Source organism: Ureibacillus xyleni (assembly GCF_900217795.1).
In the GTDB taxonomy this organism is placed as follows: Bacteria; Bacillota; Bacilli; order Bacillales_A; family Planococcaceae; genus Ureibacillus; species Ureibacillus xyleni.
Genome location: NZ_OBMQ01000001.1, coordinates 468,405 through 492,298, shown reverse-complemented (window position 1 = coordinate 492,298; position 23,894 = coordinate 468,405). Strand labels below are relative to the sequence as shown.

Genomic DNA, 23,894 nt, shown 5'->3' with positions numbered 1-23,894 from the left:
CGGCAAATTGCCCACTTCCCTTTTTATTATTCTAACTCTATTAATAGATCACCTGTTGAAATGGCATCTCCTGCTGAAGCATAGACTTCTTTTACAACACCATCTTTTGGTGCCTGAACAGTTGTCTCCATTTTCATCGCTTCTGTGATTAATAAGTAATCGCCACGTTTAACTGGGCTACCCTTAGAAACGACAACTTTTAATACCGTACCTGGCATTGTTGCACCAATTTGGTTTGGATTACTTGGATCGGCTTTTAACGCGATGTTGCCGTCCACTTCCACCGTTAAATCTTGAATGACTACTTCTCGAGATTGACCGTTAAATTCGAAGTAAATGACACGTGTGCCGTCATGTTGTGGCTCCCCAATGGATACCAGCTTCACAATTAACGTTTTTCCTTTTTCAATCTCCACTTCAATTTCTTCCCCAAGTTTTAGCCCATATAAGAAGGTTGGTGTATCTAAAACTGAAATGTCCCCGAATGATTCTGTAGCTTGCATATATTCTTCAAACACTTTTGGATATAACGCATACGCTAGTACATCTTGATTTGATACAGGGCGTCCAAATTTTTCCTTTAGTGTTTCCTCGAGTTTTTTGAAATTCACAGGTTCTAATAATTCACCAGGACGAACCGTGATAGCTTCACGTTTCTTTAAGATGACCTTTTGTAACTCTTTTGGGAATCCACCCGGAATTTGCCCTAAATAGCCTTGGAACAACTCCACAACTGAATCTGGGAAGTCGATGTTTATGCCACGCGTATAAATATTTTCTTCGTTCAAATCATTTTGCACCATAAATAATGCCATGTCCCCTACAACTTTTGAGGATGGTGTTACTTTAACGATATCCCCAAATAACATATTTACTGTCGAGTACATTTTCTTCACTTCATCCCAGCGATCACCTAAACCAACTGCTTTCGCTTGTTGTTGAAGGTTACTATATTGACCCCCTGGCATTTCGTGTACATATATTTCAGAATGAGGGCTCTTCATGCCGCTTTCAAAGTCACTGTAAAATTTGCGTACATCTTCCCAGTAATAAGATAATTGTTCTAATGCCTCGATATTCGCTCTTACTTGGCGTTTATTGCCCTTCATTGCGTAATATAATGAGTTGGCACTCGGCTGAGATGTTAAACCAGACATCGCTCCTAACGCGGTATCAATAATATCGACACCCGCTTCAATAGCTTTGGCATACGTGTAAATGCCGTTTCCACTTGTATCATGGGTATGCAAATGAATTGGTAGATTTGTCGCTTCTTTTAATTCCGATACTAATCTATATGCTGCTTCTGGTTTTAAAAGCCCTGCCATATCTTTAATCGCTAAAATATGCGCGCCGCTAGCTTCTAATGCTTTCGCCATATCTTTGTAATATTGCACAGTATACTTTCCTCGAGAGTCATCTAAAATGTCTCCAGTATAACAGATCGCCGCTTCTGCGATTTTTCGTGTTTGGCGCACTTCATCAATGGCTACTTCCATTCCTTTAATCCAGTTTAAACTATCGAAAATTCTGAAAACATCGATTCCAGTTTGGGCTGATTCTTTAATAAACTCACGAATTAAATTATCTGGATAGTTTGTATAGCCAACTGCATTTGCACCACGTAAAAGCATTTGGAACAATACATTTGGCATTTGTTCACGAAGTTTCTCAAGTCGTGCCCATGGATTTTCTTTTAAGAAACGATAAGCTACGTCAAACGTTGCTCCACCCCATAGTTCAAAGGAGAAGAAGTCATTTAACATTCTCGCATTGTAATCGGCAATTTGGAACATATCTTGAGAACGAACTCGTGTTGCAAGAAGTGATTGGTGTGCATCACGGAATGTTGTATCCGTTAATAAGACATCTTGCTGTTCCTTAATCCAATCTACTAATCCATCTGCTCCACGCGCATCTAAAATTTGTTTCGTCCCTGCTGGAATTTCCGTATTTAAATCAATTTTCGGTTTATTTGGTTGAACTAAAATTGGTTTCGCTTTCTTTTCAACACCTGGGAAACCGTTTAATGTAACATTCCCAATATAGTTTAATAGTTTTGTACCTCTATCTTTTCGTACTGGGAAATTAAATAGTTCTGGTGTTGAGTCTATGAAACTTGTATCAAATTCACCCGTAATAAATTTTTCATGCAATACAACGTTCTCTAAAAACGGAATGTTCGTTTTCACACCACGAATACGGAACTCACGTAAGTTTCGATCCATTTTCGCTGCCGCTTCACGGAACGTCATGCCCCATGTTGAGATTTTCACGAGCAACGAGTCATAATGAGGAGTCACAACGGCCCCTTGGAAGCCATTTCCGGCATCTAAACGAACACCAAAACCACCGCTTGAACGGTATACCATTAACTTCCCGGTATCTGGCATGAAGTTGTTAGCAGGATCTTCTGTTGTGACACGAGATTGAATCGCATAACCGAATAATGGGATTTTACTCTGTTCCGGAATGCCAACTTCCTCTGAGTGAAGTGGGTGTCCTTCTGCAATTTTAATTTGTGCATGAACAATGTCGATTCCTGTAATCATTTCTGTAATGGTATGTTCTACCTGAATTCTCGGATTTACTTCAATAAAGTAAAACTCATCGCCTGATACTAAAAATTCCACCGTACCTGCATTGATATAACCTACATTTTCCATTAACTGAACAGCAGCTTGGCAAATTCGATTACGTAAATCTTGTGAAATGGAATTAGATGGTGCAATTTCCACAACTTTTTGATGTCTTCTTTGAATGGAACAATCTCGTTCATAAAGGTGAACAATATTGCCAGAAGCATCCCCTAAAATTTGAACTTCAATATGTTTTGGTTTAATAATTGCTTTTTCAACGTAAACTTCGTCAGAGCCAAATGCCGCTTTTGCTTCTGATTTGGCACGCTCATAGGCTGAAGCTAGCTCATCTTCGGAATGAACTAAACGCATGCCTCGTCCGCCACCACCAAGAGATGCTTTTATCATCAGTGGATAGCCAACTTTTGCACCAAATTGAGCGACTTCTTCTACTGAAGCAACAGGACCATCGCTACCAGGAATAACTGGAATATTCGCGGCAATTGCTTGTTCACGGGCTTTTACCTTATCGCCAAACATGTCTAAATGTGCTGAAGTTGGTCCGATAAAGATAATGCCTTCTTCTTCACAACGTCGAGCAAATTCAACGTTTTCGGATAAGAAACCGTAACCTGGGTGAATCGCATCTACCTCTGCATGTTTCGCAATCGCAATAATTCCCTCGATATCTAAATAGGCATCGATTGGTTTTTTCCCAACACCTACGATATAAGCTTCATCGGCTTTATAACGATGGAAAGAAGCTTGGTCTTCCCTTGAATAAATCGCAACTGTTTCAAGTTTTAATTCATTGCATGCGCGGAAAAGTCGAATCGCAATTTCACCACGGTTTGCCACTAAAATTTTACGAATGTTTCTCAACACTAGTCCCCCTTGATTTTCCTCTGCTCTAGTTTTACATACATAGAAATATTAATTAATATTCCCATAGCAATGGATAAAAGTAATATAGATGTTCCGCCATAACTAATAAAAGGTAGCGTAACACCGGTTAACGGGATAAGTCCCGATAATCCCCCTATGTTTACAAAAGTTTGAATGGCAATCCAACTAGCAATTCCAGAAGCTAGCATTCTAGCAAGAGGATCTTTCGTTTTAAGAGCAATCATTAACCCTCTGAAAACAATAAATCCTAAGCCGCCTAATACGATAATGACACCTAATATACCTAATTCCTCAGCAATGATTGCCATAATAAAGTCATTTTGAGGTTCTGGTAAATAGCCTAATTTTTGAACGGATTGTCCTAAACCTACACCTTCTAGTCCACCTGATCCGATTGCGATATAACCGTTGATAATTTGATAACTCGAACCAGTTTCATATTCGAAAGGATTTAAAAATGCCTTAATCCTACCTATTCGGTTTTGTGTTAAAAATTCGTCACCTTTAATGAGTATAGCAGCTCCTATTATTGCCGAACCAAAAACGACAAGAACAACTAAAAACTTCATAAATTTTTTAATGTGTATACCACTAGCTGCAATAACCGCCACTGCAATACCAGAAATAATTAACATCGCGCCTAAATCTGTTTCAGTAGCAATAAATGAGACAATAACAAGCCAGACTATTATTGGATATACAATGTTATTCGGTTCTAAATTTTCCATTGGGTTATTTAAACTTTTGCGGTAAAAGGCCCCTGCAAAATATATAATAATGAACAGTTTAGCAAATTCAGAAGGCTGGAACATTGTAATACCAAACACATCAATCCAACTTCTGGCCCCACCAGCTTCACTACCGTCGATTAACAGCCAGAAGAATAAAAATAAAGTGATAAATAACAGTATTTTCATTAGTCTTTTACTACTAAAGTGTTTATAGGGGAAAAATGCACCCACAATAAAGAATACAGATGCTACTAAAAGATTTGTTATCTGTTTTCGAAAGTAAAAGTCAGCCGTCCCATCTTTGTCAAAACTAACAATTATACTCGAACTATAAATCATTACCAAACCAAATATACACAAAAAGATATAAGTGAAAAATAAAGGATAATCAAAATTTCTTACATAATAGGCTATATATTTTCTCATTGTAAAAACTCCATTTTAGAAAAAAAACTCAAATCGCCAAACGCGTTTGAGTTTTTTATTATTTGTTTGTATATGCTTCGTGTAATAATGAAAGTTCTTTTTCTAATGTATCAAGAATCTCTTTCCCACGATCACGATCAAGTAAACCTAGCTTAACTGCAAAATCTATTTCACGTGATAAGCCAAACATTTGAGTATCTAATACTTCTTCATATAAAGGACAAGATGGCATTGTTAAATGATCCATTTGAACTTTTATTAAACGTGCAATTTTGTCTGCATCCGATAACAGTAACTCTAAAGCTCTTTCCTGGTAGGAAGCTTGGTTTTTCGTATCCATGAGGACGCCCCCATCATTTGATATTTCTTCTATTCTATCTTAATAAAGTTTATCTTTTAGTGATTAAAATTGCAAGTCTATACATATGAAAACACCAAACTTGATTATATTTCTTTATTAAATATATCAAGAAGCGGTATACTATTTATGTATATAGATTAGGGGGAGCAATAAAATGGAAAATATTATACCTATTAAAGGATTAGTTAAATATTCTATTACGATCGATCCTACTGTATGGATTTTTGATGACCGCAGATTAGATTTAAACACATATTTTACCGACCGCCCAGAAGAAGTTGATGAAGAATTAGATTATTTAAAGAAAGCTGGTGCTCACTGGTCCAGAGAAATTATGGAAGGCGCTACTTTCCCACCGACATTAAAAACCGAGCGAAAATTCGATCGCCAAGGAATGAAAACAGGTACTTTTGGTATGGAAATTAAACATTTCCTAAAAAATGCTGAAATCACAAGTGATGCTGAGCGTGTTATCTTAGAACTTAAAGATGGTCAGGAACATTCCTTCTCTATTGAAGAAGCGAATACCCTTATTTTTAAGTATAGTCAAGATGGAAAACCAATTACTGATGGAGGGCCAGTTCACGTTCTATTCTCTGATGGCTCTAATATTGATAATCCAATCAAAAATGTATCTGCTATTCGTGTTGAATAGATTGGAGGAGTTGTGATGCGAGTAAAATGTGTCATATGTGACTCAGTAAATAATTTAGACGACGACGCTCCTTTAGCAAAAAAACTTCGAAATCGTCCCATTCATACATATATGTGTGAACAATGTCGTGATCGAATTACATTAAAAACCGAACAGCGTCTAGCTACTGGAAATTTTCGATTGTTCCGAACATCTTCGCCAATTGATGAGGATTTCTAACTAAATTCATTAATTAGGAAACAAAAATCCTTGAACTTCTTAAATAAAAGTTCAAGGATTTTTATATTATTCGTTTTTTATTAATTTTTTCTCTAGTAATTCCACTAATTGATACATAATGGTTGCAAATACGGCAATGATGAGTAACGACATTAACACTAAATTGAAATTAAACACTTGGAATCCATAAATAATTAAATAACCAAGTCCTTTTGATGAAACGAGAAACTCTCCTACAATAACCCCGACCCAAGACAAACCTACATTTACCTTTAGAGTAGAAATAATTGTTGGAAAGGATGCAGGTAATATGGCTTCTTTAAACATTTGTAGTCGAGTTGCATTAAAAGTTTGTAACACTTTTAGATAGTTTGCATCTACATTTTTAAAAGATGTATAAATAACGATTGTTGATATTATGACGGATATTATTGCACCCATTGTAATAATCGAACCCATACCTGGACCCATTGCTACTATTAAGATTGGACCTAAAGCCACTTTAGGCATTGCATTTAGTATTACTAAATACGGATCCAGTACCTTTGATAAAAAAGGCGACCACCACAAGATTGCAGCTAAAATTGTTCCAAGTAACGTCCCGATAATAAACCCTAAGACAGTTTCAAATAATGTATAGCTAATGTGTGTGAATAAAGTACCATCCGCAATATTATCAATAAATAGTGTATATACTTTAGATGGTGAACTGAAAATTAATGGGTCAATCCATCGATTACTAGAAGCAATTTCCCATAGAGAGAAAAATGCAATTAAGATTAATAGTTGATAAAATCGAACCCACCTTTTTTCTTTGACAAGAGACGCGATAAACTGTTGATGTAATTTATTATTGTTCAAGGCTTTCTAGCTCCTTCCAAATCAGCTGGAAAAGCGATGAATAACTTGAATGTCCGCGCGCTTCAAATGGAGTTAAATTTCTTATTTCTTCAGGTACTTCGAAGGTTTTATAAAGTCTACCTGGTCTTGGCGAAAACAAGAATATTCGATCACTCATAGCAATCGCTTCCCCAAGATCATGAGTTACTAGAATAGCCGTCTTATTATATTCTTTTAACATTTCTGATACTAAGTCTTCTAGTTTTAATTTTGATTGATAATCAAGTGCAGAAAACGGCTCATCAAGTAGTAATATTTTCGGATTAACTGCAAGAGTCCTTGCAAGAGCAACCCGTTGTCTCATCCCACCTGATAGTTCTCTCGGGTATTTCTTTTCTACTGGTGGTAACCCAACATCTTTTAATAGCTTAGAAGCAATAGAATGGTTTTCTTTTTTTAACAGTTTCAATCCTAAAGTTATATTCTCCTCAATCGTTTTCCAAGGAAAGAGGTAATCTTGTTGAAGCATGTAACCAATTGAGAGGTCATCATTCTCAAAGACATCTTGACCCTCGATTTTCACGGTACCTAATGTAGGTTGAAACAATCCAGCAATAATTGAAAGAAGTGTCGTTTTTCCACATCCACTCGGGCCAATAAATGAAACAAATTCACCTTTGTTAATTGATAAATTAATATCTTGTAACGCTTCTGTTGCTGCTTCTTTTGAGAAATACGTATGGTGTACTTTGCTAACATTTAAGAAGTTCATTTACTTCGAAACCTCTTCTGCAAAGGTTGTATCCACTAATTCGTTATAATCCATACGTTTAGGTAGTTCCCCTGCTTCATCCATAATGTTTTGTAAGTTGTTCCATTCTTCTTCATCTAATATTGGATCTTTAGCAAATGATTCCTGTGAACGATATCTTTCAACAACTGTTGCAATTAATTCGAGATCTGTGTCTTCAAAGAAAGGTGAGATGGCTTTTGCCACTTCTTCAGCAGATTTTTCATAGACAAAATCTTGAGCTTTATGGATTGCACGTGTGAACTTCTCTATCACTTCTGGATTTTCATTCATATAACTATCTTTCGCCATAAATACTGTATACGGTAAATGACCTGACTCTTCTCCAAAAGAGGCAATTATATGACCGATGCCCTCTTTTTCAAAAATACTTGCAGTTGGTTCAAACAATTGTACATAATCACCAGTTCCTGATGCAAAGGCTGTTGAGATATTAGCAAAATCGATATTTTGAATTAACTCTAAATCAGCATGTGGATCTATCCCATGTTTTTTTAGAACAAATTCGCCGGCCATTTGCGGCATTCCACCTTTACGTTGACCAAGGAATGTGGATCCTTTTAACATATCCCATGTGAAATTATCGATTTTCTCGCGGGACACTAAAAACGTTCCATCAGTTTGTGTTAATTGTGCAAAGTTCTTTATTGGGTCATTTGCACCTTGAGCAGATACATAAATGGATGTTTCAGAACCAACAAGAGCGATATCAATTCCATCTGAAAGTAATGCTGTCATTGTTTTATCCCCACCCGCAATGGTAGATAATTCAACATTTAAACCTTCTTCCTCAAAGAAGCCTTGTGTGATTGCTACATATTGAGGTGCATAGAAAATAGAACGAGTAACTTCACCAATTTTCACATCTTGAAGCTCCTCTTTATCACCACATGCTGCGAGTAAAATCACACCGAAACACGCCAAAACCACTAAGAAACTAGACTTCACCCACTTCTTCAATGCCTATCCTCCTTAAAATCGTACTTTTTCATCTAGAGTAGATTATGCGTTTGTCGAAAAATGTGTGAATACCTAGAAAAGTGGAGAACGTTATCCTGCTCTGAAAAGCCACGTACCTTCTTTTTTAATTTTAATGGAATATTTTTCATTACATAAAAAAACCGACCTCAAGTTGAGATCGGCTAAATTAATTGATTAGCTAGCGCTTTTTTGTTCCCGTTTTTCACGCCATAATCTTGTTTTATAAATAATTAATATTAATGCTGCAACAATCAGCCCTTCAATCATTGGAAGGAATAAAGCTAAAAATGTTAGGACAATACATCCTACAAATAGGAAAATATAAATAATGATATTTTTTACTAGTGTTAAATCGTTTTTTGCAAAGCCAAGTTTAAAGACAATTGCAGATAAAACAAACACTAAAAAAAATACAACATAGCCCGCAACTTCATAGCTTGGTAAATTTTCGTATAAATATCGAGTTATGCCTGCCATTCGACCGAACACAAGTTCATTATCCTTCGCGTTCGTAGGTACAGATGCTTGAATAAAGTTTAATGTGCTATACAAGTTCATCTTCCACAACACCTTTCATCATTTCCCCACAACAACTCTTGCAATTACTGTTCAGCGTATTTCTTTTTCTTAGCTAATTTTTCACGTTCGTTTTTATCTAAAATTTGTTTACGTAAACGAATTGATTCTGGTGTTACTTCTAAATATTCATCATCATCTAAGAATTCTAATGCTTCTTCAAGCGTTAAGATCTTCGGACGTTTAATTACGTTTGTTTGATCTTTAGTAGCTGAACGTACGTTTGTTTTTTGTTTTGTTTTCGTAATATTCACGGTAATATCGTTATCACGGTTATTTTCACCAACGATCATACCTTCATAAATTTCAGTACCTGGCTCAACAAATAGTGTACCACGGTCCTCAATTTGCATCATCCCATAAGTAGAAGCTTTACCTGTTTCCATCGATACTAGGGCACCTTGGTGACGGCCACCTACACGTCCTGCTACTACTGGTTGGTAAGAATCGAAAGTATGGTTAATAATACCAAACCCTTTTGTTAATGACATGAATTCTGTTGTGTATCCGATTAGACCACGAGCAGGAACCATGAAAATTAGACGAACTTGTCCATTTCCTTCATTGATCATGTCTAACATTTCGCCTTTACGGTTACCAAGAGATTCAATTACTGATCCCACTGATTCTTCTGGCACATCGATTTGTACACGCTCGATTGGTTCACATTTTACACCGTCAATTTCACGAATAATAACTTGTGGTTTTGATACTTGTAATTCGTATCCTTCACGACGCATATTTTCAATTAAAATCGATAAATGTAGTTCTCCACGGCCTGATACGATCCAAGCATCTGGAGAATCTGTATCTTCTACACGTAGAGATACGTCTGTTTGGAGTTGTGAGCGAAGACGTTCTTCAATTTTTCTTGAAGTAATCCATTTTCCTTCACGACCAGCAAAAGGTGAATTATTTACTACGAAAGTCATTTGTAGTGTCGGCTCATCAATACGTAATGGTGTTAACGCTTCTTGATGGTCAACAGGACAAACTGTTTCACCAACATTGATTTCTTCCATACCAGAGACTGCAACTAAATCTCCAGCATATGCTTCTTGAATTTCCTCACGTTTTAAACCGAAGAATCCAAATAATTTTGTTACACGGAAGTTTTTCACAGAGCCATCAAGTTTCATTAAAGCTACTTGTTGACCTACATGAATTGTGCCGCGGAACACGCGTCCAATTCCAATACGACCTACGAAGTCATTATAATCAAGTAATGCAACTTGGAATTGTAATGGTTCTTCGCGTGTATCTTGCGGTGCTGGAATTGCTTCAATAATTTTTTCAAAAAGACATTGCATGTTTTCTTCTTGCTTAGATGGGTCTGAATCTAGAGAAGCCGTACCATTTACACCCGAAGCATAAACAACTGGGAATTCTAATTGTTCTTCGTCTGCTCCTAATTCAATTAATAAATCAAGAACTTCGTCAACAACTTCTTCAGGACGAGCTGAATCTTTATCGACTTTGTTAACAACCACAATTGGCGTTAATTTTTGTTCTAGTGCTTTTTTCAGTACGAAACGAGTTTGTGGCATACACCCTTCATATGCATCAACTACTAATAAAACACCATCAACCATTTTTAAAATACGCTCTACTTCTCCACCGAAGTCAGCATGTCCTGGTGTATCTAGGATGTTGATACGTGTACCGTTGTAGTTTACAGCTGTATTTTTCGCAAGGATTGTAATCCCGCGTTCACGTTCTATATCATTTGAGTCCATTGCACGTTCTTCTACATGTTCATTTGAACGAAAAGTACCTGATTGTTTTAACAATTGGTCAACTAATGTCGTTTTCCCATGGTCAACGTGGGCGATAATTGCGATATTTCGTAAATCTTCGCGTAACTTTGTCATTATTCCACTCCATATTCTTTTTTCATAAGATTAACTGTGTTATTATAGCACAAGAAGAGACTTATGTCTTTTTCATATATTAACAATTCAACAATATTATATAAACTTTATGATTTTCGACATATATAAGGAGGCATAATCTCATGAATCGAGCAAAAATGGTGATGTTTATTTTTGCAGTAGCCGCTATGTTATCCATGATTTCTATCGGATATGCAATTGCGCTCAAATCAATTATTGCTGTTATCGTAGGAATTATTGCGTTATGTGCTGTTATGATGACGGGCTTTAAAATGAAGCGTAAATTCAGGGAACAGGGTTTATTGTAGATTCCCAGGTTGTTAAGGAAAAAATGAACTTGTATACTTATCATTCCACAAGTTAATACGATAAATTCGTAAAAATATCCGCAGATGCTTCAAGTCAACTAAAGCAGCTGCGGATTACTTATTTTTCTTCTATATAATCTTCAATGATTTTTTGGTGAATGTAAGGATTAGCGATAATAAATGTATCTGCAAATAAAAGATCGCACTCTAGACCATTTAAATTCGTTGCAATTGCTCCAACTTCATTCGCAATGACAATACCTCCACCGATATCCCAAGGTGCTAAGCGCATAGAAATGTATGCATCTAGTTTCCCACTTACAACAAATGCGATTTCCATTGCCGCTGAACCATATGAACGCGTGCCTCTAACTGTATGAACTAAGTCAATGATTTTTTCGTGATTAATATGATTGTTTGGCGTCACCCAGCTTGCATTTATGCCAATCACTGCTTCTTCAATTGTTAAAGGTTGTAGTTTTCGTAATTGAGAACCGTTATACCATGCCCCTTCACCAGCAATTGCACAAAATAAATCCTCTCTCATTACGTCAAATATGTACCCTAATTTTCCAACACCATCAACATAAAATCCGATTGTAATAAAAAAATGCCGATGTTGTTTAACAAAATTCATTGTGCCATCAATAGGGTCGATAATCCATACTGGACCTTCTAGGGAATGTACTTTCTCCCCCATCCCTTCCTCACCTAGCACTTTATGTGTCGCATCGAATTCCTTTATTTTCTCGATAAAGAAAATTTCTGTCTCTCGATCTACATTTGTTACTAAATCATTTGCGCCAGATTTTGTTTCAATTTTCAAATCATACGAAAACGCTTGGCGAATTTTTTTACCTGCTTCGAAAATCATATCCTTTGCAAATTTATCTACTAGTTTTAAATCCATAAATCCCCCACCTCATATAACAAACATCGATCCACTTTACCCAAAATGTAGTTGTTTAAAGTTAACCCTTAATTTGATTATAACAAAAATCACTTGCTAACCGATATCGGTGCAAGTGATTTTTTAAATAATTGCGAAAATTTTATACATATGCGTGGAGACCGTCTAATTCGTCCTGAATCTCTTTAAGACGTTTTTTGCTCTTTTCCATTTCTTTTGCATCTTTTTCTTGCATTGCAGCATATAACGAAGCGAGTTCATAATCCAGTTCTAAACGTAAAACCTGTTCATATTGCTTTTCAATATCAACTTTACGTATAATTTTAATCATCTGTTTCATAATGATTCACTTCCCTTTCATTTTTAGAAAATTTTTGTCTCATGAATGGTTTGTTACAAGATTTTTCCCAAAAAACAGTTAAAATAAACATGTAATCTAAAGACGGGAGCTAAAATAAATGAATACAATTAACTGGACAAATAAAGACTTTGAAGTTTTTGAAATTGACGGTTTAGAGCAACGTATGGATGCATTATCGACAGTTGTTCGACCAAAATTTCAATTATTAGGAGAAAAATTTGCAAATTTCTTTAGTGTAAATACTGGAGATGAATTCTTTCCGCATATTGCTAAACATGCTAGAAGAACTGTAAATCCTCCTAAAGATTCGTGGGTTGCATTTGCTCCATATAAACGTGGATATAAATCGCTTCCTCATTTTCAAATTGGACTTTGGAATACACATTTATTCATAATTTTTGCAATTATTTACGAAGTACCTCAAAAATCCCAAATGGCAGAACGATTATTAGAAAATATGAATATTTTTAATCAACTGCCCGATGACTTTATTATTTCAGGTGATCATATGTCACAAGACGCAATTTCTCTAATCTCTGGGCGTGATGGGCAACTTGAGCAGATGCTAACTCGATTACGTAACGTAAAAAAAGCAGAATTTTTAGTTGGACGTCACATTTCTCGTGAAGAAGCTACCAAACTCTCATCTGAAGCTTTTTTACTACTTGCAGAAGAAACATTTGAAACGCTATTACCTATTTATAAAATTGCAACTGGTAAATAACATTTGATAATTCACATTTGGTTGTATTTCTCTGCATCTTTTTAATTTTTAGATGGTATGTGTTGCAAATTTTTACTATCTTTTTGTGTGTTGTATAATTAATATGCACAAAATACAACCAAACATTACATATTTCTACTGTTAATTTGTTGTTTTTTAAAATTTTTATTTAATAATAATTATTGACAAACAAATATTCCAATTAAAGTAAAAAAAATCGTTTTGCATTCGAAATTTCGTTGCAAAACGATTTTTTTATATTATCTCATTTGAACAATTTGACCATTGTCCAATTCCTTTGTTTTTTTTATCACTTGATAGCTAACGTAATTGCTTACCTCTTCAAATTCTCGGAATAAAGTTTTTTCCTCACCCTTAGAAGGTACAATTTCTTTAAAACGGCGATATCTTGCGAGCATGTCTTCACGTTTTATTCCTTTTTCATAAGCATGTTCTATACCTTCAAAAAATTTAATAACATCTACAATTTCTTGTGTAGACCAATCTGGTAAAATTGGATATGAGTATTCCATTATTTATAAATCGCTCCTTTATTTAGTGACCCCATTTTATCCTGATTTCTTTTGCTTCTGCAACCATTCGATTAATTAACTCTTCAACAGACGGTATATCTTTAATCATTCCCGTTACTTGTCCAGCCCATCCATAGCCTGCTGTTTCATCGCCATCATATACGTATTTTTTATTTGCTGTTCCACTAATATAATCTTTTAAAGCGTCATAACTTGGTGAAACTTCTTCTATTTTTAATATTTTTTCTGTGAATTCATTTCGAAGCACCCGTCCAGGAGTACCTAATGATCGCTTAATAACTGTTGTATCCAATTCTGTACTATTAATTAGAGCATTTTTATATGTTTCAGAAGCATGAACACATTCCTTCGTTGCAATAAAACGAGTGCCCATTTCAATCCCTTCAGCTCCTAATGCATGAGCTGCCATCCATCCACGGCCATCACCTATCCCACCTGAAGCAATAACTGGGATCGAAACACTATCTACCACTTGTGGCACAAGAACCATAGTGCTGACATCATCCTTTCCGATATGTCCTCCACCTTCTTGTCCGACAACCATGACAGCATCGGCCCCAAGACTTTCTGCTTTTTGTGCTTGTCTTTTTGCTGCAACGAGAACTAGCTTTTTAATGTTCGTTCCCTCTAACCTTTCAATAATAGGCGCCGGGTTACCACCTGTTATTGAAACAACGGGGACATTTTCTTCTATTACTACGTTTAACATTTCTTCATAACCTTTGCCATATATGCCAATAGCAAAGTTTACGCCAAAAGGTTGATTAGTTATTTCCCTAACCTTTTTAATCTCTTCTCTTAATAACTGAGGGGATTTTAAAGTCATTGCTGTTATTTGTCCTAACCCACCTGCCTTTGAAACAGCAGCAGCTAACTCTGAGTAAGCTAAATAAGCTAAACCTCCCTGTATGATAGGATATTGAATATTTAAAAGTTCAGTTACTTTTGTTTTCCATTCCATATTTTCATCCCCTTTTTCAATTCTATTAATTTCTTTCGCTAATTTATGAAAATTTCCTTTAATTTAATGTAGTAATAAACTTCAATAGGTGCTATAATTCATTTTGTTTTCTAATTTCCATATAAGTGAGGTGGTACCTGCGTTGTCACAGTTAGAGACTCCATTGTTCGACGTATTACTCAAACATCGAAATCGACATCCAATACAATTTCACATTCCAGGACATAAAAAAGGACAAGGAATGGATCCTGCGTTTCGCGAGTTCGTCGGCGACAACGTTTTATCAATTGATTTAATAAATATTGCTCCACTAGACGATTTACACTCACCAAAAGGCGCAATTAAAGAAGCGCAAGATTTAGCTGCGGAAGCTTTTGGTGCTGACCATACATTTTTCTCCGTTCAAGGTACTAGTGGCGCTATAATGGCCATGATTTTAACAGTCGTCGGTCCAGGCGATAAAATATTGGTACCACGGAATGTTCATAAATCAACAATGTCTGCAATTGTTTTGGCTGGCGCAATTCCTATTTTCATCCATCCTGAAGTGGATGAAGAATATGGTATCGCTCACGGTATTTCTGCAGAATCTGTAGAAAAAGCTTTAAAGACATACCCAGATGCAAAGGCAATGCTTGTTATTAACCCAACTTATTTTGGCTTTGCTACTGACTTAAAACGAATTGTTGATATTGTACATGCACACAATATTCCTGTAATTGTGGATGAGGCACATGGGGTTCATATAAAATTCCACGATGAAATGCCTATCTCAGCAATGGAAGCAGGAGCAGATATGGCTGCAACGAGCGTTCACAAACTAGGTGGTTCTATGACAGGAAGCTCCGTTTTAAATGTACGTGAAGGTATAGTTTCTGTTAACCGTGCCCAATCTGTTTTATCAATGTTAACGACAACTTCAACATCCTATCCACTATTAGCATCATTAGATACTGCTAGACGTCAATTAGCTGTACATGGATATGATTTAATAGATAATGCAATTCGTCTTGCGAAAGATGCAAGAAAACGTATTAACAAAATACCACATTTAAAAGTTGCTGGAAGAGAAAAACTTCATTCATCAGCCACTTTTGATATGGATCCAACAAAACTTCTAATAAGTGTGAAAGACCTAGGTATTACTGGTCACCAAGCAGAAGAATGGCTCCGACATAATGCAAACATTGAAGTAGAATTGTCAGACCTTTACAACATCCTTTGTTTAATAACTTTAGGAGATACGAAAAAGGAAATCAATCTACTTGTAAATGCACTGCAAAGAATGTCACTTGCATTTGAATCTGAAGCAACAGTAAAAGAAACAAATGTAAATGTTCCAGAAATTCCGGCCCTTGCGATGTCGCCGAGAGATGCTTTTTACGCTAGTACAGAAGTCATACCTTTTGAAGAAGCAGCTGGGTATATTTGCGCAGAATTTATTATGGTATACCCTCCTGGAATTCCAATTTTCATTCCCGGGGAAATAATAGATCAAGGGAACATTGATTATATTAAGATGAATATAGAAGCAGGTTTACCTGTACAAGGACCTGAAGACCGTTCATTAAAGACGATTCGTGTCATAAAAGAACGAAAACCTATATACTAATGGCTATACTAATTTACGCAATTTTATATTATAAAAAATAAAGCATTCTAGTTCGAATCGACTAGAATGCTTTTTATTTAGAAAAATAGAGCAGGCTCGCTCCATTCTTGATACGTCCTCGAGGATACGACATGGAGGTGCTTTTGCCTTCACGGAGGAGAGAAGTGAAGAGTGAGCCAAGCAACCGCAGAGCTAGATATATTAGAACAGTAGTGCACGCTTAAGGCACAGGAGACTTCTGACAAGCGTTTTATAGGCGTAGAAGATGAATTGTCCAAAAGTGCTAACTCATAGTTCAAAGCAACTTATCCTGCCTAGGAATCATACTGCCCTTAATCATCTAAAAGAAAATTAACACAAAAATAGGGCATAATACTGCACCAACAACCGCGCTTAACCCCATGGAAAGTGATCCAATCGATAAATCTTCCTCACCAAAGTCTTTTAATTTTGATATTCCAACTCCATGACTTGCGCTGCCCATTGAAATCCCTCTACTAATAGGAGAAGTGATTTTCCCTATTTTATATACAAATGGCCCAAACAAAGCGCCTGCAAAGCCAGCAATCATAACAAGGACAGCTGTTAAAGGTGGAATTCCATTAATCGTTTCACTTACCTGCATCGCTACAGGGGTAGTTAGTGATTTTGGTAATGCAGTTAAAATATATGAATCATCTAATTTAAATAATACTAACATTAGAAAGATACTAATTAACCCACTAATCATCGCTATAAAAATACCTGAGATAATTGTATATTTATATTTTACAACTAAATGACGTTGATTATATAACGGGTAAGCCAAACTAACAACAGCAGGACCTAATAGGTGTTGTATATACTTGCCACCCTCCATATAATCCCCATAAGGTATATCTAACATAAGCAATGCTGCGATTAAAATAATAGTAGAAGTTAATATCGGTAATAAATAAGGATAGCTATATCTTTTATGTATTAAACTCATAAGGTAAAAGACTATAACTGTACTAATGATGAAGATGATTGCTTTCAAAAGCATCCTCACCCCTTTCCCCTTTCTCTTTCCTTGCCATTTCCTTCATTCCTATTTTTTGACTAATTATACCTGTGAAGAATATTGTAAACAACGTACTAATGAATACAGCTGAAATTAAGATTGTTCCTTTAATAGAAAGAAGTTCTGGATAATCAATTATTCCTAACATTGGAGGAATAAAAAATAGTGTCATGAATCCTATTAAGAAACCTGCACCATCTTGAATGTATTCCACTTTAATCCATTTTAACTGTAGACAGCCTACTAAAAGCAACAACCCAACAATACTCGGTGGTAATGGCAAATTTGTCATCTCGACAATAAAAACGCCCATATAATAAAATATGTATAAAATAAGTATTTGAACAATTGTACGAATAATTCTCATGCATAAGGCAATAGGTTCCCCTAAATTGCCAATCACCCCCTTACACGATATTGTACGCTTAGTAAAAATTACTGTCTATTAAAACCTTAAAATTTAACAAGATAGAGATAGTGACAAACAGAGTCTGCATAATATAAAAACACGCAAATTTTTGCGCATTAAGCGAAAAATCTACGTGCTACATTAAAATTATTTAGAAATGATATGGATTGGGTTGCCAAGTAATACTTCTGCAGTTTCCATTGTAATTTCACCTAATGTTGGGTGAGGGTGAATTGTAAGAGCGATATCTTCAGCTGTCATACCGCCTTCAATTGCTAAACATAACTCAGAAATCATGTCAGAAGCGCCAGCACCGATAATTTGTGCACCTACAAGCAGACCATCTTCTTTACGTGCAACAAGTTTAACAAAGCCTTCTGTTTGGTTTAACGCAAGAGCACGACCATTTGCTGCAAATGGGAATTTTGCAACAGTTACTTCTAATCCTTCAGCTTTAGCTTGTTCTTCGTTGTAACCAACTGTAGCCATTTCTGGATCTGTGAAGCATACAGCTGGGATTGCTAAGTAATCAACAACTGATTTTTCACCAGCGATTGCTTCTGCTGCTACTTTACCTTCGTATGAAGCTTTATGAGCAAGCTGAGGACCATCAACGATATCCCCAATTGCATAGATATTAGAAATATTTGTACGGCATTGTTTATCAACTTTAATTAATCCACGTTCAGCGAATTCAACACCGATTTGTTCTAAACCAAGCTCATCTGTGTTTGGTTTACGACCTACTGTTACTAATACGTAATCAGCTTCAACTTTTTTCTCTTCGCCTTTTACTTCATAAGTAACTACTACACCAGATTCTGTTTCTTCAACACCTTTTGCTGAAGCACCAACTTCAATTGTTACGCCTTTTTTCTTAAGACCCTTTTTCACAATTTGAGTCATTTGTTTTTCGAAACCAGCTAAAATGTCTTTTCCGCCTTCGATGATTGTTACTTCGCTACCAAAGTTTGCAAAAGCAGATCCTAACTCAGTACCAATATAACCTCCACCGATAACAACTAATTTACCTGGTAATTCAGTTAAGTTTAGTGCACCTGTAGAGTTTAGTACACGTTTAGAGAATTTAAATGTTGGAATTTCAACAGGGCGTGAACCAGTTGCTAAAATTGCATTTTTAAATGTATATGTTTGAGCAGAGTCACCGTTAATAACGCGTACAGTGTTAGCATCAACGAAATATGCTTCACCTTTCACGATGTCAACTTTATTCCCTTTAAGTAGACCTTCTACTCCGCCAGTTAATTTTTTCACAACACCGTTTTTAAATTCTTGTACTTTATCAAAGTTAAGTTTTACGTCAGTTGCAATTACACCCATGTCTTCTGAATGTTTTGCTTGCTCAAAACGGTGACCAACTGAAATTAAAGCTTTAGATGGGATACATCCAACGTTTAAACAAACGCCACCAACTACATCTCTTTCAACGATTGTAACCTTTTGTCCAGTTTGAGCTGCACGAATAGCTGCAACATAGCCACCAGGGCCTGCACCCACAACTAAAGTATCAATTTCAATTGCAAAATCTCCAACTACCATTATTATTACGCCTCCATTAATAAAAGTTCCGGCTCACTTAGCAAACGTTTTAAATGATTTAAAGCATTTTGCGCTGTTGCACCGTCGATCATTCGATGATCAAAGCTCAATGATAATGCTAACACAGGTGCCGGTACAATTTCACCATTTTTTATTATCGGTTTCTCAGAAATTCTTCCAATACCTAAAATGGCCACTTCAGGATGGTTAATAACTGGCGTGAACCACTGACCACCTGCAGAACCAATATTTGTAATCGACATTGTGCCGCCTTTCATTTCTGCTGGTGATAATTTTCCTTCACGAGCTTTCGTTGCTAGCTCATTAATTTCAGCTGAAATATTGAAAATGGATTTACGATCTGCATGTTTCACAACCGGAACTAGCAATCCTTTTTCAGTATCTGCAGCAATACCAATATTATAGTAATGTTTTTGAATAATTTCATTTGTTGCGTCATCAAATGAACGAGCAAATTCTGGATATTCACGTAATGTTGATACTAAAGCTTTTACTACATAAGGTAAGTATGTTAATTTAATGCCCTTTTCAGCAGCAATATTTTTGAATTTTTTGCGGTGAGCTACTAATTCTGTTACGTCCACTTCATCCATTAATGTTACATGAGGTGCAGTTTGTTTAGAATGAACCATCGCTTTAGCAATCGCTTTACGAATACCAGAGATTTTTTCACGAGTTTCTGGGAATTCACCTTCTAAGTTCACCGGTAAAGCAACAGTTTGAGTTTCTTCCACTGTTTCAACAGCGCGTTCATTTTCCACATCAGTTGAAACTTGAACAGGAGTTGCTCCGCCTTTCATGAAGTTTTCAATGTCTTCTTTTAAAATTCGGCCATTTTTACCTGAACCGTTTACTAAGCTAATTTCTACATTATTAGTTCTTGCAAATTTACGAACAGATGGCATTGCAATCACACGTTTATTTGATGACTCTTCTTGTACTACTGCTGGTGGTTTTGCAATAGGAGCTGCAACATTTGGAACTTCACCTGAGTCACCTTCAACTGGCGCTTTTTCAATTGGGCCGCCATCTTCATTCGTAGCTTGAACTTGTGCTGCTGTTATTGAAGTGTTATTTTCTTCTGCATGCATATCTCCTTTTAATTGCATGTTTTCATAACCAGGCGCATCAAATCGAATTAATACGTCTCCAACAACTGCAACCGTTCCTTCTGCTACTAATACCTCTTCTACTGTTCCTTCTACAGGAGATGGAATTTCAACTACAGCTTTATCGTTTTGGATCTCACATAATACATCATCTTCTTGTACTTTATCCCCAGCTTTTACAAACCACTTAACAATTTCACCTTCATGGATACCTTCCCCAATATCAGGCATGCGGAATTCAAACGCCATAACTTTCACCCTTCCCTAGAACTTATTAGAATGTTAGAACTTTTTTTGCTGTCTCTAAAATATCTTTATAGTTTGGTAACCAAATGTTTTCCGCTTGTGGGAATGGATAAATGGTATCAGGCGCAGCCACACGTAAAACTGGTGCTTCCAAACTTAATATTGCTCTTTCGTTAATTTCAGCCACAACATTTGCTGCAATACCTGCTTGCTTTTGAGCTTCTTGAACGACGATTGCACGGTTTGTTTTTTCAACAGAGGCGATAATTGTATCGATATCTAATGGAGAAATCGTACGTAAATCAACAACCTCAATTGAATAACCTTCTTTTTCAAGTTCCTCAGCCGCTTTAATACTCTCATGAACCATTAATCCATAGGCAAAGATAGATAAATCACTACCTTCACGTTTTACATCCGCTTTACCAAGTGGAATTGTATAAGATTCTTCTGGCACTTCTTCACGGAATGAACGATACAATTTTAAATGCTCTAGGAAAACAACTGGGTCATTATCACGAATAGATGAAATTAATAAACCTTTTGCATCATATGGAGTCGATGGAATGACAACTTTTAATCCTGGTTGTTGAGCCATTAATCCTTCTAAACTGTCAGAGTGCATTTCTGGTGTATGAACCCCTCCACCAAATGGAGAGCGAATAGTAACTGGCATGTTAAAAGTGTTTCCAGTTCGATAACGATAACGAGCTAGTTGCCCACTAATTGAATCCATTACTTCATATACGAAACCAAAGAATTGAATCTCAGGAACTGGACGGTAACCTGTTAAACATAAACCTACTGCCAAACCTCCAATTCCAGATTCTGCAAGTGGTGTATCAAAAACGCGATCAACACCAAATTCATTTTGAAGGCCTTCTGTTGCACGGAATACCCCACCGTTTACCCCAACGTCTTCACCGAATACTAAAACATTTTCATTATCTTTTAATTCGCATCGAAGCGCATCAGTTATTGCCTGAATCATCGTCATTTGTGCCATAGGTTATTTCGACTCCTTTGCTTTAAAGATTTCGTATTGTTCTTTTAAGTTGTGAGGCAGCTCCTCAAACATATTTGAAATAAGGTCTGATACCTTTTGTTTTGGTGTTTCATCCGCTTTTTTAATAGCTTCTTTAATTTCTTCTTTCGCACGCTCGATTACTTCAGTTTCTTTTTGTTCATTCCATAAGCCTTTTCCTTCTAAGAAGATACGGAATCGAACAATCGGGTCTTTTGCTGCCCATTCATTATCGATATCTGAAGTACGGTAGCGTGTTGGGTCATCCCCAGACATTGTATGTGGACCATATCGGTAACACATTGTTTCAATTAAAGATGGTCCATCGCCTCTTACTGCACGATCACGAGCATCTTTTGTAGCAACATAAACTGCTAATGCATCCATACCATCTACTAATGTACTTGGAATGCCTGCTGCGATACCTTTTTGAGCAATTGTTTTTGCTGCTGTTTGAACTTCACGTGGAGTTGAAATGGCAAATTGGTTATTTTGAACGATGAAAATAGCTGGTGTTTTTTGAGCTCCTGCAAAGTTAATTCCTTCATAGAAATCGCCCTGTGAAGAACCACCATCACCTGTATACGTAATTGCGACTGTTTTTGAGCCGCGTTTTTTAAGTCCTAATGCTACTCCTGCTGTTTGAACATATTGTGCACCAATAATGATTTGTGGTGGAACAACATTTACACCTTCAGGAATTTGATTTCCAACAAAATGTCCACGGCTGAATAAAAACGCTTTCCATAATGGTAAACCGTGCCAAACAATTTGTGGCACATCACGATAACCTGGTAAAATCCAATCATCTTTTTCTAAAGCAAAGTGTGATGCTAATTGTGATGCCTCTTGACCAGCTGTTGGAGCATAAAATCCAAGTCTTCCTTGACGATTTAATGAAATTGAACGTTGATCAAGAATTCGTGTATAAACCATGCGTGTCATCAGTTCCACTAATTCTTCATCAGATAAATCAGGTAGTGCGTCTTTATTAACGACTTCACCTTTTTCATTTAAAATTTGGAACATTTCAAATTTGTTTTCAATCTCATTTAAAGTAGCAGCCGGATTAAATACTTTTGTTTTCTTTTCTCCCATATAGCACCTCTCCTTGTGTTCTGTATTAAAATTTTTTCTAAAAAAATTAGTACAACAAATCGTTAAATTGAGTATATAAAAATAATTTCAATCGGTCAATCATTGAATTCCGTTTATTTTACACTTTTTTTCTCATCACCAACTCATACTGTATCACAAACTGTTATACCTCTTAAAACAAACTGTATTATAACAAGTATTTCTATAGCTGGGTTTATTTTGTTTTCATTACATAATATTTACAAATAGTTTCTCTTTCTTTTTATTCACATATACTAAAACATCTAAACATTTCGTAAGCAAAAAAAATAAACTTATGATACTTTTTAACTTAGAAAGTAAAATGTTTTTATGTATACTTAATTTACATAGTTTTTTTGAAAGGAAGTTCATTTATGATTTTAATGGAAGATATTATTCGTGAAGGTCATCCAACTTTAAGAACTCGTGCGGAAGAAGTAAAATTCCCTTTAGCTGTTGAAGACCGAAAACTTGCCAATGATATGCTTGAATACTTAATAAATAGTCAAAATCCAGAAATTGCTGAAAAATACGGACTACGATCTGGAATTGGTTTAGCTGCAAATCAAGTAAATTCATTAAAAAGAATGTTTGCCCTGCATCTTGAAGATGATAATGGCGAATTACTTAGCTTTGTAGCTATTAATCCTAAAATTGTGAGTCATTCCGTAGAAAAAACGTATATACCTAATGGCGAAGGATGTTTATCAGTAGATCGACAAGTGCCTGGATATGTCCCACGTTACGCTAGAATTACAGTAAAATTCTTTACTATTGATGGTGAAGAAAAAAAATTACGATTAAAAGGACTACCAGCCATTGCTTTTCAACATGAACTAGATCATTTGAATGGCGTAATGTTTTATGATCACATTAATAAAGACAATCCTTTCGCAGAAGTACCTGATTCATTTCCATTACATGGCGAATAAAATCGAAAAGGAGGTGCCCTAAAAA

At 36.0% G+C, this 23,894-nt stretch carries 24 protein-coding genes; 6 read left to right on the top strand and 18 right to left on the bottom strand.

The genetic code is table 11. The features are described from left to right. Positions 1–26: 26 nt before the first annotated feature. Genes pyc through CRO00_RS02245 form a run of 3 tightly spaced genes read right to left on the bottom strand, consistent with a single transcriptional unit; the run spans position 27 to position 4,982 of the window. The gene (gene pyc / locus CRO00_RS02255) at positions 27–3,461 is read right to left on the bottom strand and encodes a pyruvate carboxylase (protein ID WP_097072016.1); all 3,435 of its coding nucleotides are present in this window, start codon (positions 3,459–3,461) and stop codon (positions 27–29) included. A gap of 2 nt (positions 3,462–3,463) precedes the next feature. After that, positions 3,464–4,642 (bottom strand): FtsW/RodA/SpoVE family cell cycle protein, encoded by a 1,179-nt coding sequence (locus tag CRO00_RS02250; RefSeq protein WP_097072015.1) that lies wholly within the window; start codon positions 4,640–4,642, stop codon positions 3,464–3,466. Positions 4,643–4,700: 58 nt separating this feature from the next. Beyond that, positions 4,701–4,982 (bottom strand): Fpa/YlaN family protein, encoded by a 282-nt coding sequence (locus tag CRO00_RS02245; RefSeq protein WP_097072014.1) that lies wholly within the window; start codon positions 4,980–4,982, stop codon positions 4,701–4,703. A 175-nt stretch (positions 4,983–5,157) separates the two neighbouring features. On the opposite strand from CRO00_RS02245, the gene CRO00_RS02240 reads away from it, so the two are divergent. Both CRO00_RS02240 and CRO00_RS02235 read left to right on the top strand, forming a co-directional pair. After that, on the top strand, positions 5,158–5,658 hold the full coding sequence (locus tag CRO00_RS02240; protein WP_097072013.1) for a hypothetical protein: 501 nt from the start codon (positions 5,158–5,160) through the stop codon (positions 5,656–5,658). Between the two features lie 15 nt (positions 5,659–5,673). After that, positions 5,674–5,877: a YlaI family protein gene (locus tag CRO00_RS02235; protein ID WP_097072012.1), complete on the top strand. Its 204-nt coding sequence runs from the start codon at positions 5,674–5,676 to the stop codon at positions 5,875–5,877. A gap of 66 nt (positions 5,878–5,943) precedes the next feature. Here CRO00_RS02235 and CRO00_RS02230 read toward each other — a convergent pair whose 3' ends face one another. The 5 genes from CRO00_RS02230 to typA form a co-directional block, all read right to left on the bottom strand. Next, the gene (locus CRO00_RS02230; RefSeq protein WP_097072011.1) at positions 5,944–6,738 is read right to left on the bottom strand and encodes an ABC transporter permease; all 795 of its coding nucleotides are present in this window, start codon (positions 6,736–6,738) and stop codon (positions 5,944–5,946) included. Next, positions 6,728–7,489, bottom strand: a complete 762-nt coding sequence (locus CRO00_RS02225; RefSeq protein ID WP_097072010.1) for an ABC transporter ATP-binding protein — start codon at positions 7,487–7,489, stop codon at positions 6,728–6,730. The genes CRO00_RS02230 and CRO00_RS02225 overlap by 11 nt, the downstream gene beginning before the upstream one ends. Beyond that, the gene (locus tag CRO00_RS02220) at positions 7,490–8,488 is read right to left on the bottom strand and encodes an ABC transporter substrate-binding protein (protein ID WP_097072009.1); all 999 of its coding nucleotides are present in this window, start codon (positions 8,486–8,488) and stop codon (positions 7,490–7,492) included. Positions 8,489–8,683: 195 nt separating this feature from the next. Continuing rightward, positions 8,684–9,067, bottom strand: coding sequence for a YlaH-like family protein (locus CRO00_RS02215; RefSeq protein ID WP_097072008.1), 384 nt, complete (start codon positions 9,065–9,067; stop codon positions 8,684–8,686). A gap of 44 nt (positions 9,068–9,111) precedes the next feature. After that, the gene (gene typA / locus CRO00_RS02210) at positions 9,112–10,956 is read right to left on the bottom strand and encodes a translational GTPase TypA (protein WP_097072007.1); all 1,845 of its coding nucleotides are present in this window, start codon (positions 10,954–10,956) and stop codon (positions 9,112–9,114) included. Positions 10,957–11,099: 143 nt separating this feature from the next. Here typA and CRO00_RS02205 point away from each other — a divergent pair, with 143 nt between their 5' ends. Next, positions 11,100–11,285 carry a DUF5325 family protein gene (locus CRO00_RS02205; protein WP_097072006.1) on the top strand — a complete coding sequence of 62 codons (186 nt, stop codon included), beginning with the start codon at positions 11,100–11,102 and terminating at the stop codon, positions 11,283–11,285. 118 nt (positions 11,286–11,403) lie between these two features. Here CRO00_RS02205 and CRO00_RS02200 read toward each other — a convergent pair whose 3' ends face one another. Together CRO00_RS02200 and CRO00_RS02195 are read right to left on the bottom strand one after the other, a co-directional pair. Then, on the bottom strand, positions 11,404–12,195 hold the full coding sequence (locus CRO00_RS02200; RefSeq protein ID WP_097072005.1) for an inositol monophosphatase family protein: 792 nt from the start codon (positions 12,193–12,195) through the stop codon (positions 11,404–11,406). A gap of 142 nt (positions 12,196–12,337) precedes the next feature. Next, a complete protein-coding gene (locus CRO00_RS02195) occupies positions 12,338–12,535 on the bottom strand; it encodes a hypothetical protein (protein ID WP_097072004.1) in 198 nt (65 codons plus the stop codon). 118 nt (positions 12,536–12,653) lie between these two features. On the opposite strand from CRO00_RS02195, the gene CRO00_RS02190 reads away from it, so the two are divergent. Next, the gene (locus tag CRO00_RS02190; RefSeq protein WP_097072003.1) at positions 12,654–13,280 is read left to right on the top strand and encodes a YktB family protein; all 627 of its coding nucleotides are present in this window, start codon (positions 12,654–12,656) and stop codon (positions 13,278–13,280) included. A gap of 260 nt (positions 13,281–13,540) precedes the next feature. Here CRO00_RS02190 and CRO00_RS02185 read toward each other — a convergent pair whose 3' ends face one another. Then, positions 13,541–13,813, bottom strand: a complete 273-nt coding sequence (locus tag CRO00_RS02185) for a UPF0223 family protein (RefSeq protein WP_097072002.1) — start codon at positions 13,811–13,813, stop codon at positions 13,541–13,543. Positions 13,814–13,835: 22 nt separating this feature from the next. Next, positions 13,836–14,795 (bottom strand): NAD(P)H-dependent flavin oxidoreductase, encoded by a 960-nt coding sequence (locus tag CRO00_RS02180; protein WP_097072001.1) that lies wholly within the window; start codon positions 14,793–14,795, stop codon positions 13,836–13,838. Positions 14,796–14,937: 142 nt separating this feature from the next. On the opposite strand from CRO00_RS02180, the gene CRO00_RS02175 reads away from it, so the two are divergent. Further along, a complete protein-coding gene (locus tag CRO00_RS02175; RefSeq protein ID WP_097072000.1) occupies positions 14,938–16,407 on the top strand; it encodes an aminotransferase class I/II-fold pyridoxal phosphate-dependent enzyme in 1,470 nt (489 codons plus the stop codon). Between the two features lie 340 nt (positions 16,408–16,747). Here the strand turns inward: CRO00_RS02175 and CRO00_RS02170 are convergent, their stop codons facing one another. The 6 genes from CRO00_RS02170 to pdhA all read right to left on the bottom strand — a co-directional run bounded on the left by CRO00_RS02170 (position 16,748) and on the right by pdhA (position 22,916). After that, positions 16,748–17,431 (bottom strand): LrgB family protein, encoded by a 684-nt coding sequence (locus CRO00_RS02170; protein ID WP_097071999.1) that lies wholly within the window; start codon positions 17,429–17,431, stop codon positions 16,748–16,750. Further along, a complete protein-coding gene (locus CRO00_RS02165; protein WP_097072361.1) occupies positions 17,400–17,816 on the bottom strand; it encodes a CidA/LrgA family protein in 417 nt (138 codons plus the stop codon). The genes CRO00_RS02170 and CRO00_RS02165 overlap by 32 nt, the downstream gene beginning before the upstream one ends. Positions 17,817–18,005: 189 nt before the next feature. After that, the gene (gene lpdA, locus CRO00_RS02160; RefSeq protein ID WP_097071998.1) at positions 18,006–19,418 is read right to left on the bottom strand and encodes a dihydrolipoyl dehydrogenase; all 1,413 of its coding nucleotides are present in this window, start codon (positions 19,416–19,418) and stop codon (positions 18,006–18,008) included. 5 nt (positions 19,419–19,423) lie between these two features. Beyond that, the gene (locus tag CRO00_RS02155) at positions 19,424–20,797 is read right to left on the bottom strand and encodes a dihydrolipoamide acetyltransferase family protein (RefSeq protein WP_097071997.1); all 1,374 of its coding nucleotides are present in this window, start codon (positions 20,795–20,797) and stop codon (positions 19,424–19,426) included. 25 nt (positions 20,798–20,822) lie between these two features. Then, positions 20,823–21,800 carry an alpha-ketoacid dehydrogenase subunit beta gene (locus CRO00_RS02150; RefSeq protein WP_097071996.1) on the bottom strand — a complete coding sequence of 326 codons (978 nt, stop codon included), beginning with the start codon at positions 21,798–21,800 and terminating at the stop codon, positions 20,823–20,825. Between the two features lie 3 nt (positions 21,801–21,803). After that, positions 21,804–22,916 carry a pyruvate dehydrogenase (acetyl-transferring) E1 component subunit alpha gene (pdhA, locus tag CRO00_RS02145; RefSeq protein WP_097071995.1) on the bottom strand — a complete coding sequence of 371 codons (1,113 nt, stop codon included), beginning with the start codon at positions 22,914–22,916 and terminating at the stop codon, positions 21,804–21,806. A gap of 395 nt (positions 22,917–23,311) precedes the next feature. Between pdhA and def the strand changes: the two genes are divergently transcribed. Further along, positions 23,312–23,869, top strand: a complete 558-nt coding sequence (def, locus tag CRO00_RS02140) for a peptide deformylase (protein ID WP_097071994.1) — start codon at positions 23,312–23,314, stop codon at positions 23,867–23,869. The last annotated feature ends 25 nt before the right edge of the window (positions 23,870–23,894 follow it).

Bases quoted from the DNA above. Each gene is read 5' to 3' on its own strand.
- CRO00_RS02215 (WP_097072008.1), bottom strand. From the start codon at position 9,067: ATGAACTTGTATAGCACATTAAACTTTATTCAAGCATCTGTACCTACG.
- pdhA (WP_097071995.1), bottom strand. From the start codon at position 22,916: ATGGGAGAAAAGAAAACAAAAGTATTTAATCCGGCTGCTACTTTAAAT.
- CRO00_RS02245 (WP_097072014.1), bottom strand. From the start codon at position 4,982: ATGGATACGAAAAACCAAGCTTCCTACCAGGAAAGAGCTTTAGAGTTA.
- CRO00_RS02155 (WP_097071997.1), bottom strand. From the start codon at position 20,797: ATGGCGTTTGAATTCCGCATGCCTGATATTGGGGAAGGTATCCATGAA.
- CRO00_RS02240 (WP_097072013.1), top strand. From the start codon at position 5,158: ATGGAAAATATTATACCTATTAAAGGATTAGTTAAATATTCTATTACG.
- CRO00_RS02150 (WP_097071996.1), bottom strand. From the start codon at position 21,800: ATGGCACAAATGACGATGATTCAGGCAATAACTGATGCGCTTCGATGC.
- CRO00_RS02170 (WP_097071999.1), bottom strand. From the start codon at position 17,431: ATGCTTTTGAAAGCAATCATCTTCATCATTAGTACAGTTATAGTCTTT.
- def (WP_097071994.1), top strand. From the start codon at position 23,312: ATGATTTTAATGGAAGATATTATTCGTGAAGGTCATCCAACTTTAAGA.
- CRO00_RS02205 (WP_097072006.1), top strand. From the start codon at position 11,100: ATGAATCGAGCAAAAATGGTGATGTTTATTTTTGCAGTAGCCGCTATG.
- typA (WP_097072007.1), bottom strand. From the start codon at position 10,956: ATGACAAAGTTACGCGAAGATTTACGAAATATCGCAATTATCGCCCAC.
- CRO00_RS02180 (WP_097072001.1), bottom strand. From the start codon at position 14,795: ATGGAATGGAAAACAAAAGTAACTGAACTTTTAAATATTCAATATCCT.
- lpdA (WP_097071998.1), bottom strand. From the start codon at position 19,418: ATGGTAGTTGGAGATTTTGCAATTGAAATTGATACTTTAGTTGTGGGT.
- CRO00_RS02165 (WP_097072361.1), bottom strand. From the start codon at position 17,816: ATGAGAATTATTCGTACAATTGTTCAAATACTTATTTTATACATATTT.
- CRO00_RS02195 (WP_097072004.1), bottom strand. From the start codon at position 12,535: ATGAAACAGATGATTAAAATTATACGTAAAGTTGATATTGAAAAGCAA.
- CRO00_RS02185 (WP_097072002.1), bottom strand. From the start codon at position 13,813: ATGGAATACTCATATCCAATTTTACCAGATTGGTCTACACAAGAAATT.
- CRO00_RS02200 (WP_097072005.1), bottom strand. From the start codon at position 12,195: ATGGATTTAAAACTAGTAGATAAATTTGCAAAGGATATGATTTTCGAA.
- CRO00_RS02190 (WP_097072003.1), top strand. From the start codon at position 12,654: ATGAATACAATTAACTGGACAAATAAAGACTTTGAAGTTTTTGAAATT.
- CRO00_RS02235 (WP_097072012.1), top strand. From the start codon at position 5,674: ATGCGAGTAAAATGTGTCATATGTGACTCAGTAAATAATTTAGACGAC.
- CRO00_RS02250 (WP_097072015.1), bottom strand. From the start codon at position 4,642: ATGAGAAAATATATAGCCTATTATGTAAGAAATTTTGATTATCCTTTA.
- CRO00_RS02225 (WP_097072010.1), bottom strand. From the start codon at position 7,489: ATGAACTTCTTAAATGTTAGCAAAGTACACCATACGTATTTCTCAAAA.